15 protein-coding genes and 1 riboswitch are annotated in these 18,354 nt (G+C 56.9%); of the genes, 9 read left to right on the top strand and 6 right to left on the bottom strand.

Going from position 1 to position 18,354, the window contains the following annotated elements; translation table 11 throughout:
- The first annotated feature begins 90 nt into the window (after nt 1-90).
- From AC6BYQ_RS00980 to AC6BYQ_RS00970, 3 genes are all read left to right on the top strand, one after another.
- Nucleotides 91-1,335 carry a GIY-YIG nuclease family protein gene (locus tag AC6BYQ_RS00980; RefSeq protein ID WP_498056124.1) on the top strand — a complete coding sequence of 415 codons (1,245 nt, stop codon included), beginning with the start codon at nt 91-93 and terminating at the stop codon, nt 1,333-1,335.
- A 44-nt stretch (nt 1,336-1,379) separates the two neighbouring features.
- Nucleotides 1,380-2,768, top strand: coding sequence for a VasL domain-containing protein (locus tag AC6BYQ_RS00975; protein ID WP_498056123.1), 1,389 nt, complete (start codon nt 1,380-1,382; stop codon nt 2,766-2,768).
- A gap of 68 nt (nt 2,769-2,836) precedes the next feature.
- Nucleotides 2,837-5,509 (top strand): AAA domain-containing protein, encoded by a 2,673-nt coding sequence (locus AC6BYQ_RS00970; protein ID WP_498056122.1) that lies wholly within the window; start codon nt 2,837-2,839, stop codon nt 5,507-5,509.
- A gap of 265 nt (nt 5,510-5,774) precedes the next feature.
- Here the strand turns inward: AC6BYQ_RS00970 and AC6BYQ_RS00965 are convergent, their stop codons facing one another.
- Nucleotides 5,775-6,023 (bottom strand): glycine zipper domain-containing protein, encoded by a 249-nt coding sequence (locus tag AC6BYQ_RS00965; RefSeq protein WP_019455433.1) that lies wholly within the window; start codon nt 6,021-6,023, stop codon nt 5,775-5,777.
- Between the two features lie 222 nt (nt 6,024-6,245).
- Between AC6BYQ_RS00965 and AC6BYQ_RS00960 the strand changes: the two genes are divergently transcribed.
- The gene (locus AC6BYQ_RS00960) at nt 6,246-7,742 is read left to right on the top strand and encodes an alpha/beta hydrolase (RefSeq protein WP_019455432.1); all 1,497 of its coding nucleotides are present in this window, start codon (nt 6,246-6,248) and stop codon (nt 7,740-7,742) included.
- Between the two features lie 35 nt (nt 7,743-7,777).
- Here the strand turns inward: AC6BYQ_RS00960 and AC6BYQ_RS00955 are convergent, their stop codons facing one another.
- From AC6BYQ_RS00955 to AC6BYQ_RS00940, 4 genes are all read right to left on the bottom strand, one after another.
- Complete coding sequence (locus tag AC6BYQ_RS00955) at nt 7,778-8,323, bottom strand: cysteine hydrolase family protein (protein WP_019455431.1); 546 nt, start codon at nt 8,321-8,323, stop codon at nt 7,778-7,780.
- Nucleotides 8,324-8,538: 215 nt separating this feature from the next.
- Nucleotides 8,539-9,576: an ABC transporter ATP-binding protein gene (locus tag AC6BYQ_RS00950; protein WP_154746240.1), complete on the bottom strand. Its 1,038-nt coding sequence runs from the start codon at nt 9,574-9,576 to the stop codon at nt 8,539-8,541.
- The gene (locus tag AC6BYQ_RS00945) at nt 9,573-11,156 is read right to left on the bottom strand and encodes an ABC transporter permease (RefSeq protein ID WP_154746239.1); all 1,584 of its coding nucleotides are present in this window, start codon (nt 11,154-11,156) and stop codon (nt 9,573-9,575) included. Before AC6BYQ_RS00945 ends, AC6BYQ_RS00950 begins: the two co-directional genes overlap by 4 nt.
- Before the next feature lie 33 nt (nt 11,157-11,189).
- On the bottom strand, nt 11,190-12,206 hold the full coding sequence (locus AC6BYQ_RS00940; protein ID WP_074054160.1) for an iron ABC transporter substrate-binding protein: 1,017 nt from the start codon (nt 12,204-12,206) through the stop codon (nt 11,190-11,192).
- Nucleotides 12,207-12,617: 411 nt separating this feature from the next.
- Between AC6BYQ_RS00940 and AC6BYQ_RS00935 the strand changes: the two genes are divergently transcribed.
- The 5 genes from AC6BYQ_RS00935 to AC6BYQ_RS00915 all read left to right on the top strand — a co-directional run bounded on the left by AC6BYQ_RS00935 (nt 12,618) and on the right by AC6BYQ_RS00915 (nt 17,564).
- The gene (locus tag AC6BYQ_RS00935) at nt 12,618-14,237 is read left to right on the top strand and encodes an ABC transporter substrate-binding protein (protein WP_498056121.1); all 1,620 of its coding nucleotides are present in this window, start codon (nt 12,618-12,620) and stop codon (nt 14,235-14,237) included.
- Nucleotides 14,238-14,378: 141 nt separating this feature from the next.
- A riboswitch (M-box (ykoK) riboswitch) is annotated at nt 14,379-14,552 on the top strand.
- A 75-nt stretch (nt 14,553-14,627) separates the two neighbouring features.
- Nucleotides 14,628-15,650: a magnesium transporter gene (locus AC6BYQ_RS00930; RefSeq protein WP_019455426.1), complete on the top strand. Its 1,023-nt coding sequence runs from the start codon at nt 14,628-14,630 to the stop codon at nt 15,648-15,650.
- 131 nt (nt 15,651-15,781) lie between these two features.
- Nucleotides 15,782-15,874 carry a protein MgtS gene (gene mgtS / locus AC6BYQ_RS00925; RefSeq protein WP_004938109.1) on the top strand — a complete coding sequence of 31 codons (93 nt, stop codon included), beginning with the start codon at nt 15,782-15,784 and terminating at the stop codon, nt 15,872-15,874.
- A gap of 107 nt (nt 15,875-15,981) precedes the next feature.
- Nucleotides 15,982-16,161, top strand: a complete 180-nt coding sequence (locus AC6BYQ_RS00920) for a hypothetical protein (RefSeq protein WP_019455425.1) — start codon at nt 15,982-15,984, stop codon at nt 16,159-16,161.
- Nucleotides 16,162-16,187: 26 nt separating this feature from the next.
- Nucleotides 16,188-17,564, top strand: a complete 1,377-nt coding sequence (locus AC6BYQ_RS00915; protein WP_498056120.1) for a cation diffusion facilitator family transporter — start codon at nt 16,188-16,190, stop codon at nt 17,562-17,564.
- On the opposite strand, the gene AC6BYQ_RS00910 is transcribed toward AC6BYQ_RS00915, so the two are convergent.
- Nucleotides 17,507-18,352, bottom strand: coding sequence for an inositol monophosphatase family protein (locus AC6BYQ_RS00910; protein WP_198635946.1), 846 nt, complete (start codon nt 18,350-18,352; stop codon nt 17,507-17,509). The two genes, AC6BYQ_RS00915 and AC6BYQ_RS00910, sit on opposite strands and share 58 nt — an antisense overlap.
- Nucleotides 18,353-18,354: the final 2 nt, after the last annotated feature.

Below are 18,354 nucleotides of genomic sequence, written 5' to 3'. Positions count from 1 at the left end.
CGCATTATTATATTGAAAGATACTTTTTGGCTCTCGACCAAAGTAATACGATTTATTGATATGGATAGAGTTAATAATAAGGGATAAGTCATGGCAAGAAAAAATAAAGGTGATAATACGGCGGGCGCTATCCTCGCCATTCTTGGTGTCATCGGCTGGGGGATTTATGTTGCGGTTAAGGCGCTGATTAATGTTAATGAGCGTTTTATCGATTCAGTCTCAACGCCTGAGGGGATTGTGGGGCTGTTTTTTGGCCTGCTGCTTATGACCTCGTTGCTGATCAGGATTTTTATTTACCGCGGTTTCCGGCAAAAAACGGCAGCGTTGAAACAGAAAGAAACCGACCTTGAACAAAAAGAACAGGCCTTTGAAGACCGAGTGAGTGTCACCGTATCGCGGTCTCTGGATCGGGAACGGAATCGACTGGCCAGCCACTGGGAGGAGTTTCGTGAAGCCAAAAATAAAGCGAGCCGGGCGCTGCAGCGCATTGTGGACTCGGCATACAAGTTTAAGGTCAAGACGCTGCTGGCGGGGACGACGGTAAATAACTGGCAAAGCAAGTATGATCAGCTGCGGAAGGAAAAAGAGGCGTATGCTGCCATCAGTGAAAAAATCACCTTTCTGGAACTTGAAGATAACGCCGACTGGAAGGGCGTAAAACAGCAGTTTCTGGATAAGGTCGCCCTGCTGGAAAAGGCGCAGGAAGAAAAAGAGTACCAGGCCGAACTGAAGCGCCAGATGCGGGAAGAAAAACAGCGGCAAGATGAACTGGACAGACAGCAGCAGGAGGCGGAAGAAGAAGAACGGCGCCTTGCTGAGCAACGGAAAGTGCTTGAGGAAGCGCTGCTTGCCGCTGAAGGTGCGCACAGGGAGGAATTGGAGAAGCAACGTCAGGAACTGGAGCAAAAAATCCAGGCGGTGCATCAGCAGTATGAACGCGCCAAATCCATGGCCCAACTCACGAAGCAGGGGCATGTGTATGTGATCTCGAATATTGGCTCCTTTGGTGAAAACGTCTTCAAGATCGGTATGACCCGGCGGTTGGAGCCGATGGAAAGGGTGAAAGAGTTAAGCGGGGCAGCCGTACCTTTCGATTTTGACGTCCACGCGATGATTTCCTGTGATGATGCGCCGGCGCTGGAAAAAACGCTGCATGACCATCTGGAGCATTACCGGATTAACAGAATTAACCTGCGCAAGGAGTTTTTCCGGGTAGACCTCAGCAAAATAATTAACACCGTAGAACGTCATCATGGCCGGGTTGACTATATTGCTGATCCGGTGGCGCTGCAGTATCTGCAAAGCCAGGAGTATGTCGATAGTGAAGTTGCATAAACATAACCTCTCTTGCTGTGGACTCGTCAGATGGACAAGTGGTCATGAATGACATTACCTCACGTAAAATTAAAACCGGCGGCGATCCGCGTACGCTGCCGGATTATGCCGCTCTGCGCGATGAGCTGAGCAAATTGACACACCCGGCTCGCCCAGATGTGGACTGGCATTATGTCGAAAAGCGCTGCCTTTCACTGTTTGAACAAAACGGTGTGGAGCTGCAGACGGCAGCCTGGTACACGCTTGCCCGTACGCAACTGGCCGGGATATTCGGCATGAACGAAGGGTTGGCAATGTTGGAAGCCCTGATCAGCCATCAGTGGGGCATGTTCTGGCCTCAACCTGCCCATGCCAGAATGGAGATTCTCAGCAGTCTGAGCCGGCGATTGCAGCAGCGGATGCGCATGCTCCCACTGAATTACGGCGACCTTGGCCAGTTGTATCGGGCGGAGCAATTGCTAACCCGTCTGGGAAACGTGCTGCAGCGGTTGGAGCTTAAACACCTGAGCCAGCTCGATGCCTTGCGAACGGTGCTGCACAACAGTGCTGTCCGGCTGGAGAACAGTGGTGGTACATCCGCTTCTGACGCTGCGGGTATCGTGCTGTCCGCCACGGTGATGAACGGGGCGGAAATATCGGCGGATACACCGTCCGGTGTCGAAGCTATAGAGGAAAACGCCCCAGGCAGTACAGTGAAGTGGGAGTATGTGGCGCAACCGGAACATCAGCCGAACGTCGAGGTCATCACGGCAATCCCGGTGCCGGCAACGATAACGGCAACAAAGTGGGCATTCTTCTCCGCCGGGATGTGCACCATGCTGGTGCTCAACGTGGCCACAGTGTGGGGGTGGCAGTATCTGCATCGGCCCGACCCGCTACAGACCCAGTTTGCCGCCTCCCTGGCGCCATTACCCGTAACACTTACGCCTGCGCAGCGAGAGACGTTGCGTCAGAAACCGCCGTTAGCACAAACGGTTATCACCCAAACGCAGCAGCAGCTTATCCGCCTGGATAAACTCCCCCCTGACTGGAATATCGGCTATAGCCGGCAGCTTGTAGAACAGGCACAGGCGCTGTGGCCTGAACGGGCCAGGCCTCTGATACATCAGTGGCAGCAACAGATTAATCTCTCTGTGCTGCCTGTTGAGGCATTGAATGGCTGGCATGAGGGAATGGCTCAGCTTCAGGCGCTTGCCGATAAACTGAATGCGCTTGACGGCCAGAAGGGAAGATATATTACCGTCAGTGAACTTAAATCACAGGTTTTTGGCATGATGACGAGTTTCCGGCAGGCCGTTCCGTTGGAAGAGCGGTTTCGACAGTTGAGACAGTTACCCGAAGATTCACCGCTGCGCCCGCAGCAGATCCTGCAAGCTGAGCAGCATCTCCGGGCGCAAATCTACTCGCTGGCTCAGGAAAGGCACCGTGACTGATATCAAGGCGCCTGGCGTGCCCTTAACGCTTCTTTCCTGACGTTAAACAATGATTACTGGGTGATAACATGGTTACTATTTTTGTTGAAGGGGAAAATAAAACCCACCAAATTACGGACTGGACGTTATGGCCAGGAAAAGAGAGCGGAGAGCTCATGCTGAGCTGCTGTTTTCGTAGCGGGAAAAAATATACTCGCCCGCTTTCTGTCTGCCAGATAACACCGACCAAACCTCTGCAAAATGTGTTGATCGAGCGGAAGGGGGGCTCTGTCATCTCATTGGCTCAGAGCGTTATTGTCTATGGTAATAAATATGCGGTTGTTTATTACCCCGGGAATAACAGGCCTTACGTTATGAAAACACTTGAGCTCGATTTTCAGGTGTGTTCTGAATTTACAGAGCAAGCCGCGTTCAATTATTTTATTCGTGTGGCTAACGACCGCATTTCCCTTGCCGGTGGAAACGACAAGATCATCGCTGAGAATGTTCTTCGGCAGCTCAATAAGATTATACCCCATGCGGATACGGCGCTGCATGCATACTGTACAGGGCAGAGTAAAAAACGTGAGTCTCCGAGAGAGATGATTTTCCCGTTTGGTCTTAATGAAAGCCAGTTGCTCGCAGTAGAACGGGCATTTTCTTCGCAGGTTTCAGTTATCGAAGGTCCCCCTGGTACAGGTAAAACGCAAACTATTCTCAATATTGTCGCCAATATTTTAATTCAGAATAAAACAGTGGCGATTTTGTCCAATAATAACACTGCAGTCAGTAATATTTATGAAAAGATGGACAAACACAGGCTGGGCTATCTGATTGCCCGGCTGGGGAGTGCAGAGAATAGACAACAGTTTTTTGCCACGTCCGTTTCGTTTTTTGATGAGATATTATCAGATTCACCGCCGGCACAAGCAATTGATGACGTGCTTCAGAAAGTGAAAAAACACCTAAGTGCCATCAACCAGGTTGCTTCGCTGCAGGCCGAAATTAATGAGCTGAGCGTTGAATATGCATACCTGCAACAATGGCAGGAACAGAACCCTTGGGCGGAAGGTTCCTTTGCCGGCAGTTACCGCTTATCCACCCGTAAAACAACCGATCTGATGGCTTACATTCATTATCTTTCCGATCGCCGGATTGGGTTGAGAAACAGGATTGACTTGCTGTTGAATTTCAGGATATTGAAAGTGAAGCCGTTAGCCAATCAGGAGAAAAGGCTAGCGCTTTTTGCTTCCCTTCAACTGTTTTATTATGAAAAAGCCATCCAGGAAAAGCAAAAGGCTCTGGCTGAGTGCAATGAATTATTGGCGTCAGCTGATTTTAATTTTTTACTGGAGCAGCTGACATCGTTGTCCATGCTTTATTTGAAACGACATTTGCGGGAGAACATTCCAGCGGCAACCTCGTTTTTGGCGGATACATATCGGCATGATTTTGATCGTTTTATAAAACGCTTTCCGGTTATCGGCAGCAGCACACATTCAATTATTAACTCCATCGGTCAAGGTGCGATTTTTGACTATGTCATTATCGATGAAGCCTCTCAACAGGATATTGTTCCCGGCATCCTTGGGTTGGGGTGTGCACGTAATGTGATTATTGTCGGCGATCGCAAACAGCTCCCACATGTTCCGATATTACATCCGAGCAGGCCTCCGGCTGAGCACTATGATTGCGTAAAATACAGCCTGCTGGACTCTCTCTGCATGCTATTCGGGGAGACGGCGCCTGTCACGCTGCTGAAAGAGCACTATCGCTGCCATCCTAAAATCATTCAGTTCTGCAATAAGCAATTTTATGACAATGCACTGATCCCGCTGACGACAGATTCTGGCGAAGCCTCATTATCTTTAGTGATCACGGCAAAAGGAAATCATACCCGTAACTTTTCAAACCTCAGGGAGCTTGAATCCATAGAAGGGCATCACTGGGATGAGAGTAGCAGCAGAGGATACATTGCTCCCTATAATGCACAGGTGAATTTGGCGGAGGCAGTGCTGCCGGCCGACTTTGTAAAGTCAACGGTGCATAAATTTCAGGGGCGGGAGTGCGATGAAATCGTGTTTTCTACCGTGTTGGATAAAAAATATGCTAGCCAGCAAAGTCGGAACATCGCATTTGTTGATGATCCTAATTTAGTGAACGTGGCTGTTTCCAGGGCCAGAAACAAATTTACGCTGGTGACCGGTGATGATGTTTTTGCAAGCCACGGTAGACATATTGCCGCACTGATTCGTTACATCAAATACTACGCTAACGACGGAGAGGTTTTCGAAAGCCCGGTGATATCCGCGTTTGATTTGTTATACAGCGAGTATGATAAATCATTGGAGCGGCTGAATAGCCGGCTGAATCCAGATGATTCACGTTTTAAGTCAGAGCAGATCACTGCCAGTTTGTTGAGGGATATTCTGTCGCAAGAGCGCTACCAAGGCATGATGTTCCATTCACAGATAGCACTTAACCAGTTGGTATCGTTGGCGCAGGGGAATTTTTCCCCCAGAGAACGCTCATTTATGCATAACGGGGCCAGCTGTGATTTTGTTATTTACTATAGGGTTGGAAAGACCCCACTAGGCGTTATCGAAGTGGATGGCGGTTATCATCGGGAAAAGACCCAGATTGAGCGCGATGAACTTAAGAACGGTATACTGAAGAAATGCGAGCTGCCGCTGCTCAGGCTTCGTACGATAGACAGTGACATAACAGGAAAGCTGGATTCATTTCTGTCAGGCTTGTCTTAATATCGGAGCAAAAGTGTGGCACGCCAGGCGCGTGTTCGCGCCAACATCGATAGATGTCATCCATTACCCGGCATTCTGTCGCTACGGATGAAAAGGGGGATAACCCCCCTCAGAAATTTTCAGGCTAGATGCGCAAACAGGCATAGAAGCGATTTAATTGATTTTGCTAGCGTAATCAGTAGAACGCAAAACTCTATGCCGGTCTCTTTTCATTAGGTCTGGCGATTAAGGCCAGCAGCCCGTTGTCGAACGGCACTTTCGCCGCTTATTTGCGCCCCAGCAAGAAGCCGAAAACGATGCCGACCGCTGCCGCCACGGCCACGCCGGCCAGCGGGTTAGCTTCCACCTGGGTTCTTACGCTATCCGCTGCGTCTCGGGCGGCATAGCTGGCCTGGGAGGCGTATTTGCGCGCCGCGCCGCGCACCTGATGCTCCGGTGAATCGACGGCTTTGCCGAACGCCTCTTCTACCGCGCCTGCGGCTTGATTGGCTTTGTCTTCCGCTTTTCCAAACATGCTATTCTCCTGTTCCTTGTGAGTACAACGAACCTTAAGCCTAGCAGGTGAACGGCGTTTTTTGCAGCATGCTGTGCGTTATAAGAGCAATCCGAGCAGGGGAATATCTTGCCGGCCATACGGCGACGGCTTCACCCGCGCGGCTTTTTGTGTTCTATTGGCTAGCGGTTTAACCGGGTATCGTTAACCTTTGACCGATTCGTTGAGTTGAAAGGACTCCCCATGTCAGTACTGCGTATTCTGGCGCTGCTCGCCGCGGCCACCGCCACGTTGCCCGCCCAGGCCAAGCCTGCGGCTCACGGCGCGGCGGCCGAAAACGGCATCCGTTGGCAATCTTGTCTCAACAGCGGTTTTCAGCGTTGGTTCGATGAGCCGCCGACGCCGGGGCTGCGCTGTGGCTACCTCGAGGCGCCGCTGGCGTACGCCACGCCGCCCGCTCATGCGGCGCAGCCGGGGGAAGCGACCGTGCGTCTGGCGTTAACTCTGCTGCCGGCAACCGGGCCGAAAAAGGGCAGCCTGGTGGTGATCAGCGGCGGGCCGGGTCTGCCGGGCATCAATCCTGATTTGGGCAACGACGCCCAGATCGCCAGACTGCGCAAATCCTACGATATCATCGGTTACGATCCGCGCGGCGTCGGTCAGTCGACGCCGAAAATCTCTTGTCAGGTGGCCGAAGGCGACGAAACCCCGACGCCGGACGACAACGACGTGGCCGGCGCAGAGCATCAGACGCGCACCCTGATCGCCGCCTGTATCAAACAGACCGGCGCGGACGTGCTGCAACATATCGGCACCGACGAGGCGGTCAACGATCTGAACGTGATTCGCCACGCGCTGGGCGAGCCGGGGCTGACGGCGGTGGCGTACTCTTACGGCACCAAGGTGGCGGCGTTGTATGCCGAACGTTTCCCGAAGAAAACGCGCGCACTGGTGCTGGACGGCGTGGTAGACCTGGCGGAAGACGACTTCACCCAGCGCATGAACCAGGAGCGAGGCTTCCAGCAAAGCTTCCTGCGCTTCGCCGCCTACTGTGGTAAAACCGACAGCTGCCAGCTTGGCGGCGGCGCGAATCAGGCGCTGCAGCGCTATCACGCCCTGCTGCGCAAGCTGCACGATCAACCGTTCGTCACCGCTGCGGGCTATGAAATCTCCGCCGACGATGTGCTGACGGTCACGCGTTCGTTGCTGTTGTGGCCGGAGCGCTGGCATGAGCTGGCGACCGTGCTGCGTCAGCTCGATGCCGGCATTGCCGGGCAGCAGGTTTCCGATCTGATCGACGAAAGTTACTCGCCGGACGCCGATGACGCCCTGAACGTCATTACCTGCGCCGACGTCGCCAACCCGACGGCCGATCCGCAGTTGTTGCGCCGACAGCGGCAAGAGATCAATACCGCCGCCCTGTATGCCCACTATCTGCCGCTGCACGAATATCCGCTGGAAATGTGCGATCTGTGGCCGTATCGCGGCAAAGATCGGCCGCACACGCCGGTGGCGTCCGCCGCGCTGCCGCCGCTGCTGTTTGTCGCCCAGCGTTACGATCCGACCACCCCGTACCGCAACGCCCAGGCGATGGCCGCGGCCTTCAAAAGCCCGTTAATCACCCGCGAGCGCGACGGCCATACGCTGGCGCTGAACGGTGTCGACAGCTGCGTCGATGAAAGCGTGGTGGATTATCTGCTGGCGCCGAAAAAGCCGCGCCGCGACAAGATTTGCCGCTGAGCGGGCCGGGCGTTAGCCCGGCCTCGGCGCTTCGTTTAAAACCGTATCTCTTCCGCCAGCGCCAACGTCACGAACGGCCCCGACAGGGTCTGGTTGTGATGCCGGATAATGGCTGCGGCGCCAAGCGTCGCCGTGTCCGAACAGCTATGGGCGTCGGCGGCCAGGACCATGTCAAATCCCAACTCCGCGCCGTGCCGGCAGGCGGTGTCTACGCAGTATTGCGTTTTCATGCCCGAAATCACCAACCGACCGATGCCGGCTTGCTTGAGCCGTTCCGCCAGGCCAGTCTGGTGAAAGCTGCTGGGGCGGGTTTTATCGATAAACCAGTCGGCCTGCACATCGGTTTGCAGAGCGGGGTGAACCTGCCACAGCGGGCTGTTTACGGCGATGGGCGATCCCGCCGGCCCCGTGTGACGAATAAACACCACGGGCGCGTTCGCCGCTCGCGCGGCGCGTATCAACGCATTGGTCTTTTCCAGCAGGCTTTCGGCGGCAAACGGCAGATCGTTCGGCGAGGCGAACAGACCGACTTGCATATCGATAACCAGCAGAGCGCTGCGTAGTGCAGGGATAGTTGGCATTTGTCTTCTCCGTCATGATATTGCCGGCATGCACGGAGAAGCGAAAACCCCGTCCATGGCTGGCGGGGCTTAGGGATACGTCGTTAGCTGATGCGCACCCGTGCAGCCCGCCATGGCGTGGCGGTTGCGGTGGTGGTGAGGACGTGCGCAATGCGGTTCATAGCGTTGATAATGCGCGGCGGCGAGGGGAGCGTCAAGAGGCTTCCCCCTCGGTGTCAACCGGCAAAAATATGCGCCTGGCCCATCACGTTGAGATTGACCTGAGAACCGGGCTGCAGGCCTTCGCGGCTGACGGTTTTGATCTCGAGCTGTGCGCCGCCGGCGGCCATTTGCAGGTTGAGGGTGGAGACGAAGCCGGCAAAATCGATGCCGGTGATCACCGCCTGGCCGCGCTGCGCCGGGTCGGACAAACCGATTTGAATCTGCTCCGGGCGCAGCATGATGCGCGCCGGGCCGCTGCGCTGGCGATCGTCGACGGCGATGCGGCCCAATGCGCAGTCGGCCCAGCCGTGCGCCAGTTCGGCGGTCAGCACCAGCGTTTCGCCGAGGAAGCTGGCGGTCGGTTCATCGACCGGGCGCAGATAGAGATCCTGCGGCGCGCCCACCTGCGCCAGCCGGCCGTTGCGCATCACCGCCACCTGATCGGCGAACGACAGCGCTTCGCTCTGATCGTGCGTGACCAGAATCGACGCTACGCCGGCTTCTGTCAGCAGCTCGGCCACCGCCTTGCGGGTGGCGGCGCGCAGGCCGGTATCCAGCGCTGAAAACGGCTCGTCCAGCAGCATCAACCGAGGTTGCTGCGACAGGGCGCGCGCCAGCGCAACTCGCTGCTGCTGCCCGCCGGACAGTTCATGCGGCCACAGGGCCGCCAAACGGCGATCCAGCGCCACCATGTCCATTAACGCCTCGATGCGATGCTGTTTCTCGCGTTTGCTGCCCTTGAGGCCAAAACCGATGTTGCCGGCGACGGTAAAGTGCGGGAACAGCGCGCCATCCTGCGGGACGAAGCCGATGCCGCGCAGATGCGCCGGCACCCAGCCGTCGCCGTTGCCCATGGCTTGCCCCTGCAGCAGGATTTGGCCGCCGTCCGGGATTTCAAAGCCGGCGATAATGCGCAGCAGGGTGGTTTTGCCGGAGCCGGATGGGCCGACGATCGCCGTGCGGCTGCCGGCGGCAACCTGCAGATCGATGTGTTCCAGTACCCTGATGGCGTTGTAAGATTTTTCGATACCGTGCAGTTCGAGCGTGCTCATAGTCCCGCCGTGCGTTTAGATTGAGAATAAAGAAGCCAGGTGAGCGGCAATGACAGCGCCACCATAATCAGCGCATAAGGCGCGGCGGCGACGTAGTCGATCTCGCTGGTCAGCGCCCAAAAGCCGGTGGCCAGCGTGCGGGTGCCGTTCGGCGCCAGCAGCAGCGTGGCGGTCAGTTCATTGGCGATCGCCAGGAACACCAGCGCCGCGCCCGCAGCGGCTCCCGGCGCCGCCAGCCGCAGCGTGGTACTCCACAGCGCCTGCGCCGGCGATTTGCCCAGGCTGCGCGCCACATTTTCCAATTCCACCGGCGCCTGTGCGATGCCGGCGCGCAGATTGATCAGCGCCCGCGGCATAAACATCAGCAGATACGCCAGCAGCAGGGTGATTTCGGTTTGGTAAATCGGCCGGAAGCTGTGAATGGTGATGGTCACCAGCGCCAGCGCCACCACGATGCCGGGCAGCGAACTGGTCACGTAGTTGCAGCCTTCCAGCACCCGGTACAGCCGGGCCGGATAGCGCACCGACAGCCAGGCCATCGGAATGGCGCACAGCGTAATCAGCAGCGCGCCGGCGGCGGAAAGCGACAGCGTTTGCCACAGCGCGGGCCACAGATCGGCGTTGCGCCACACCTCGAATCCGCCCAGCCACAGCCAGCGGGCCAGGGTGATGAAAGGCACGCCCAGCGCCAGCGCAGTCAGTGAGAAAGGCAGCAGCAGCGCCAGCGCGGCGAGTGGCGGCGAAAGGCGGCGCGGCGTTTGGCTGCGGGCGCTGCCGGAACCGACGCGGGCATAGCGTGCGCGGCCGCGGCTGAGCGCCTCAAGCAACAGCAGGCCCAAACAGCACAGCACCAATACGCCGGCCAGCATGTTGGCCGCTGGGCCGTTGAAGGTCGACTGGAATTGATCGAAGATCGCGGTGGTGAAGGTATCGAAACGGATCATGGCATACAGGCCATACTCCGCCAGCAGGTGCAGCGCGATCAGCAGGGAACCGCCCCAGACCGCCAGCTTCAGCTGAGGCAGCACCACGCGGAAAAACACCGCCAGCGGCCGTGAGCCGAGCGAAGTGGCGACGTCTTCGATGCCGGGATCCAGGCGACGCAGCACCGCGGCGGCAGGCAGATAGATAAACGGGAAATAGGCGAGCACCGAGATGAACACCCCGGCACCCAGGCCATGCATCGACGGCACCAGGCTGATCCAGGCATAGCTTTGCACAAAGGCCGGCACCGCCAGCGGCGCGGTGGCCAATATCGCCCACAGACGGCGGCCCGGCAGCGAGGTGCGCTCGGTCAACCAGGCCAGTGCCACGCCGAGCACGGCGCAAATCGGCAGCGTCAACACCACCAACAGCAGGGTGTTCAACAGCAGTTCCGCCACGCGCGGGCGGAAAACCAGAGCTTTGACCGTTTGCCAGCCGGTTTCAAACGCCACGCCGATAACGAATCCCAGCGGCAACAGCGCCAGCAGCGACAGCAACACGGCGCTGGCGACCACGATCGGCCCTGGCCGCTGGTGACGAGGGACAGAAGAATAACGCCGCGCGGTCTGCGCGGCGTGGGTACTCAGGTTTGACATAACGATCAACAACTCTCGGTTTGCCGGCGGGCCTTACAGCAGGCCGGCTTCGGTCATCAGTTCGACAACTTTCTTGCTGTTCAGCTGCGCGGCGTCGACCTTCGGCGCGTCCAGCTCTTTCAGCGGCACCAGTTTCGGATTGGAGGCCGCGCCGACGCCCACGGCGTATTCGAAGGCGTTATTGGTGCGCAGGATCTCCTGGCCCTGTTTGCCGGTGATCCACTTGATAAACGCCTGAGCCTGCTGCTGATGCTTGCTGGAAGCCAGCACGCCGCCGCCGGAGATGCTGACGAACGCGCCCGGATCCTGGTGTTTGAAGTAGTACAGCTTGATGTTGTTGCTGTTTTCGCCGGTTTTGGCGCCGTCCACGAACGGGTAGTAGTGATAGATCACGCCGCTGTCGACCTGGCCGGCATTGACCGCTTTCATCACGGTGCTGTTGCCCTTATAGGCGGTGAAGTTGGTTTTCATCGCTTTCAGCCACTCCAGCGTCGCTTTCTCGCCTTTCAACGCCAGCAGCGCGCTGACGATCGCCTGAAAATCGGCGCCCGATGGCGAAGCGGCCCAGCGGCCTTTCCATTCCGGCTTGGCCAGATCCAGCAGCGACTTAGGCAGCTGTGCGTCGGTCAGCTTGGCCGGGTTGTAGACAAATACGGTAGAGCGGGCGGCGATGCCGATCCAGCGGCCGTGGCTTGGGCGATATTGCGGTTCCACCTGGGTCAGCGTCGCGGCGTCCAACGGGGCGAACAGCTTGGCGTTGTCCACCAACACCATCGCCGGGGAGTTTTCCGTCAGGAAGACGTCGGCAGGCGAAGCGCTGCCTTCCTGCACCAGTTGATTGCCCAATTCGCTGTCGCCGCCGTTGCGCAGCGTCACCTTGATGCCGGTGTCTTTGGTAAAACCGTCGACCCAGGATTTCACCAGATTTTCATGCTGGGCGTTGTAAATAACGATGCCCTGGTCGGCGGAGGCCGCCTGAGCGCCGAAGGCCAGCATCATCGAGGAGGCGAGCAGGGCGACAGGGCCGAGAGATGAAATACGCAGCTTCATGCAGTTATCCTTTTTAGCGTTCGAATGAGGAAAACGAATATCGCCTGGCAAGCGCAAGCAGCCCGATTTTAGCCAAGAACATCAATAATGATAGTGAAAACGATTCGTATTAAATTATTTTTGACGATCGCTCACAAAATGAATTGCCCTAAGGATAAGTTAAGTTTCGGCTGGAATAATCTGGATTGATTGCCCGCATTATTTTTCTGCCGATTCTCTCTATGTCTGTTCGACAATGCCCGCCCTCGTGCTGTTTCTCCGGTTTATCGCCGCTCTCTGGTTAATACCCCTTTGATAATGAAAGAAATTCAACACCGCTTTTGGTTATGACTCATAGCGATTAATGATTTAATTTATTCCACTGCCTCATTGCATATTGAACGCGATAAAACACTCATCAGGGATATCGACGTGAAATATTCATTCAATAGCAATAAATTGGCTGGTTTAATCTTCCTGGCTTTTAACGCGACGTTCGCTCAGGCCGCCGAGGTGCCGGCAGGCGCTAAACTGGCGCCGGTACAGGAACTGGTGCGCGCCAACGGGTATGAACCGGCGACGCTGGATCCGAACCTGGCCGAGAGCAACGTGGAGTTCTATATCTTCAACGATCTGTTCGAAGGTTTGCTGCGCGTCGGGAAAGACGGCGAAGCGATCCCGGCGCTGGCACAGAACTGGGAGCACCAGGGCAACGTCTGGACCTTCCATTTGCGGCCGCAGGCCAAATGGTCGAACGGCGATCCGGTGACCGCCGACGATTTCGTCTACAGCTGGCGGCGCCTCACCGATCCGAAAACCGCCTCGCCGTACGGCAGCTATCTGGCTTCGGCCTACGTGCTGAATGCCGCAGCGATCAACGCCGGCAGCAAACCGCCGAGCGAGCTGGGCGTCAAAGCGCTGGATGCGCACACTCTGCAGGTCACGCTGTCGGAGCCCAATTCCTATCTGCTCAAGCAACTGGTGCATTTCCCGGTTTTGCCGGTTAACCGCAAGGTGGTGGAGCAGTACGGCAAAAACTGGACGCAGCCGGCGCACTTTGTCGGTAACGGGCCGTTTCGCCTCAGTCAGTGGGTAGTGAACGAAAAGGTGGTGGTGGAACGTAACCCGCAGTATTGGGATAACGCCAATACCGTACTCAACAAGGTGACCTTTTTGCCGATCCAGGGCTTCCCGGAAGTGGCGCGTTTTCGCGCCGGTGAGGTTGAGCTGGGATATACCACGCCACCGGAGTTGTATCAGCAGCTGAAAAAAACGCTCGGCGAGCAGCAGTTGGTGACTTATCCGCTGCTTTCCACCAGTTATTTCGCTTTCAATAATCAGCAGGCGCCGTTTAACGATGTGCGAGTGCGCCAGGCGTTGAACCTGGGGCTGGATAAAGAGATCATCGCCGGTAAAGTGTTGGGATACGGCCAACAGCCGGCCTGGACTTTTACCCCTACCGGGGCGGGCGGCTATAGCCTGCAGGCCGGTAGCGCCGCCGGCTGGACGCCCGAGCAACGGCACGCCCAGGCGAAGCAATTGCTGACGGAGGCCGGTTTCAACGCCGAGAATCCGCTGCGCTTTACCTTGTTGTACAGCAATGACGCCACCATCAAGAAGATCGTCATCGCCGCCGCCGCCATGTGGAAAAAGAACCTCGGCGTGGAGGCCACCTTGCAAAGCCAGGAGCGTAAAGTGACGCTGGACAATATCAACCGTGGGCAGTACAGCGTGGCCTTTACTCGTTGGCTGGCGGATTATAACGATCCTTCCACCTTCCTGAACGTGTTCCGCTCCGACAGCAGCGAGAACAGCCCCAAATACCGCAATCCGCACTACGATCGCATTCTGCATCAGGCGACGGCGGCGCAGACGCCGCAGCAGGTGCAGCACAACTTCCAGCAGGCCGAGACGGTGCTGGCCGCCGATGCGCCGGTGGCGCCGGTGTACTATGAGGCTAACGCCACGCTCATCAAACCTTACGTGAAGGGGATAGACTTTACCCGCCAGGGCGCTTTATACGATAAAAACGTCTACATTCTCGAACACTGAAAAATAAAAAACGGCTGATTTATATCAGCCGTTTTTATAAATGGCCGTTTAATAACATTATCCTAAATACTCCATAAACAACGGGCGATCTTTTCTTCCCGCCGGATAAAACACCGCCTATACTGCGCCGGTAGTTTATATGCAGTATCTCGTTTGGCGAGGCTCCTATACAAACACAGGTTACTGATCTGACGACATCGAGAGATGCCCAAGGTTAAGACAGGCTTTATCGGATTAAGGTTCAGCCCAAAGTAACTTCCGAGCAACAACTCGGATACGTTGTATAGTGCTAAAACCTGGACGCGGAGATAGGCAGTCTGCACTCCCTCTGTGGTTACGCCCCTATGCGATTCGCTGTTGAAGTTCAAAACAGAAATAGGGACTGACAAAATGATTAAGTCACATCAACACTATTCTTCTCCGGCGCTGAGCGCGACTGAAACTCTCGACGAGACTTCGGTCGCCGGTTATATGAACGCCGATTTTATTACTGTTCCCGCGACGATGACGGTCACTCATGCCCGGGAATATTTACTTTCACAGCTTAAAACGGACGAAATTCCCACCCGGGTATTTATTACCGCGGACGATTATCATCTGCGCGGCACGCTGTCGGTGAAAAAACTGCTGCAGTGTGAAGAACAGGATAAAGCGGTCGGCGTGATGATGGATCACAGCTATTTCCAGGTTTCGCCCGACGATGACCGCAACGACGTTGCGCACCTGTTGGGCAAAGGGGGGCTGGACGTAGTGCCGGTGGTGGTCAACAACACGCTGGTCGGCGTGCTGGGAGAGCGTGAGATCGCCCGGCTGGTCGAAGATGAGAATACCGAGGATGCGCAGCGCCAGGGCGCGAGCCTGCCGCTGGACAAGCCTTACCTGGAGACCAGCCCGTGGGCGCTGTGGCGCAAACGTTCGGTGTGGTTGCTGATGCTGTTTGTTGCCGAGGCCTACACCGGCAACGTGCTGAAGGCGTTTGAAGATCAGCTCGAAGCGGCGATTGCGCTGGCGTTCTTCATCCCACTGCTGATCGGCACCGGCGGCAACAGCGGCACCCAGATCACTTCGACGCTGGTGCGCGCCATGGCGCTGGGCGAGGTCAGCCTGCGCAATCTGGGCGCGGTGATCCGCAAAGAGGTCACGACCTCGCTGCTGATCGCCGTCACCATCGGCCTGGCGGCCTGGGTGCGTGCCTGGATCATGGGCGTCGGCATGGAGGTGACGCTGGTTGTCAGCCTGTCTCTGGTGGCGATCACCGTGTGGAGCGCCATTGTTTCGTCGATCATTCCGATGTTGCTGAAACGCCTCGGCATCGATCCGGCGGTGGTATCGGCGCCGTTTATCGCCACCTTTATCGACGGCACCGGCCTGATTATTTATTTCAAAATCGCCCAGCACGTTTTGGGTATTTAAACCGTGCCCGCCCGTAAAGGGCGGGAATGTGACAAACCTGAGGAGGACGTTAAACAACCATGGACACCGACCAACCCCGATATTTAACGCAAGGGGATTTTATCGACAACATTTAACCTGAGGACAACAAAATGGGAAACATGACTATTTTTATGGGATTCCTGGCAATGATCAGCTCGCTGGGCCTGTTGGCGGCCTATATGAGCACCAAATGGGATGATTGATGAACGCTAAAGATCCGCCTAGATGCATCCTCCCCGTAACCGCTATTTATTATGGGGAGGATTTAGCGGCGCGCTGAACGCGCAGCCTGATACAGGAGTTGATAATAATGACGATTCTTATTCTGGGATTGCTCTACGCCATTTTAATGGTTTCGGTGGGCGTTAATGAGATTTATTTTTATTCCACCGGAAAATCCGAATTCCTCACTAGCCTCATGCTGACATTTTCTGGCAGTATGCTGCTGATCGCCTTTGTCTGGCAATTATCCTCTAAAGTAAAAAAATAAATCACCGTCCGAATGTGAGCAGCATAATGCAAAATGAAAAGCAGGCCGTAGCCAGAAACTCGATGATCGCCAGCGGGTTGCTGGCTACGGGCAAATTCGTCGCCGGTATTTTTACCGGCAGTATTGGCCTGATATCCGAAGGGATCCACTCTTTTACCGATTTTATCGCTACCAGCATTACCTGGCTGGCGGTGCGCATCAGCGATAAACCCGCCGATGACGATCACCACTTCGGCCACGGCAAGGTGGAAAACCTGGCGGCGCTGTTCGAGGTGTTGCTGTTGTTGGCTGCCGCCGGTTGGATCGTCTATGAGGCGGGCAGCAGTCTGCTTGGGCAGCCGCATGAGATCGTCGCTGCGCCGGTGGTGATCGCCGTGCTGCTGATTTCCATCTGCGTCGATTTCTTCCGGGTGCGGGCGCTCAACCGCGTCGCCAAAGCCACCGACAGTGCGGCGCTGGAAGCGGATGCGCTGCATTTCTTTTCCGACATGCTCTCTTCCGGCGTGGTGCTGCTGGGGATGATCTTTGTTCTGCTGGGGTTTGGCCGTGCAGACGCCATCGCCGCGCTGATCGTCGCCGGTTTTATCTTCATCGCAGCGATTAAATTGGGTAAGCGTTCTTTCGACTCGCTGATGGACGCCGCGCCGGCCGGCACTACCGAGGACATCCGCGCTACGCTGGACAGCTTCCCGGCGGTGTTGGCCTGCGACAGCCTACGCATTCGCAACGCCGGCGCGGTGCTGTTCGTCGAGATCACGGTGGCGGTGTGCCGCACCTTGCCGCTGGAGCGTATCGATGCGCTGAAGCAGGCGATTGTCGAACGGTTGCAGGAGCAGTACGCCAAGGCGGAATTCACCGTCATCGCGGTGCCGCAGACCCGCAGCGATGAAGATATGGCTACGCGCATCCGGGCGATCGCCGCCAACCACGGCGCGCAGGTGCAGAATGTGGCGTTGCAGCAGCTGCCGACGCGCATGGCGATCGGCATGGATTTGGCGGTGCCGGCCAACGCCAGCGTGGCGCAGGCGCATGACATCGCCACGGAGATAGAAGGGATCCTGCGTCAGGCGATCGGCGAAGATACCGAGATAGAGACCCATTTGGAACCGCAGACGCCGCACTGGCTGACCAGTGAGGATGTCGATGCGGCTGAGCTGGCCGATATCCGGCGGATCCTGCAGTCGGCGCTGGAGCAGGGGGAGATGGTGCAAGACGTCCATAACATCCGCGCGCGCAAGACCGACGGCGGCATCATCGTCAACTTCCACTGCCGGGTGTCGCCGGCGGTGACCATCGCCGCCGCGCACGATGCGGTCGATCTGATCGAACGGCGGCTGCGCGCGCTTTATCCGGCCATCACGCGCGCGATAGGGCACGTCGAACCGATCAAACCCGGCGTTTGAATCAGCTCGACCAGCTGCGGATAAAGCACCGGATTGGCCAACAGCAACGGGTTGCCGCGCCGCAGCCCGTTGTTGTTCATGAAGTTGTTCGCCACGCCGCCGGCTTCGCGCGTCAGCACCAGCCCAGGCAGGCTGTCCCAGGCGTTCATGTGCGGTTCGTAATAGCCCAGCAGCCGGCCGGCGGCCACCTGTGCGGTCATCAACGCGCCGGAACCGCTGCGCACAAACATGCCGCCCGCCTGCAGCAAACGGCAGATAAAACCGCTGAATTCCGCCGCTGAGGCGCGCGCTGAAATCCCAACGCCCAACACGCCGTCCGCAACGCTGCGCCCGGCATGCACGCCGATCGGTTCTCCGTTGAGGAAGGCGCCGCCGCCGAGACAAGCGCGAAACATTTCGCGGTGGTTGGGATCGTAGATCACACCGATCGTCGGCTCACCGTCGATTACCACGCCTATCGAGATGCACCAGGTATGTAACCCGTTCAGGAAGCAGGCAGTGCCGTCAATCGGATCGACCACCCAAATACAGGCGGCGTTATCACCGCTGCCGCCGCTCTCTTCACCGAGAAACCCATCGAGGGGAAACCGGCGGTTGATCATGCGGCGAATCAGCGCCTCGACGCGGCGGTCGGCTTCGCTGACCACATCCTGCAGACCCTGTTTAAAGTCAATTGCCAGGCTTTGTCGGCGCTGATAAAAGCTGAAGGCGAGATCGGCGGCAGCGCGGGCGATTTCACGCGCGAAGCGATAGCGCGCTTCGATATCCTGTGGGGAAAGTGCAGTCATGG

Source organism: Serratia sp. LTN-2, assembly GCF_059740205.1.
This window is presented reverse-complemented; position numbering and strand designations above follow the sequence as displayed.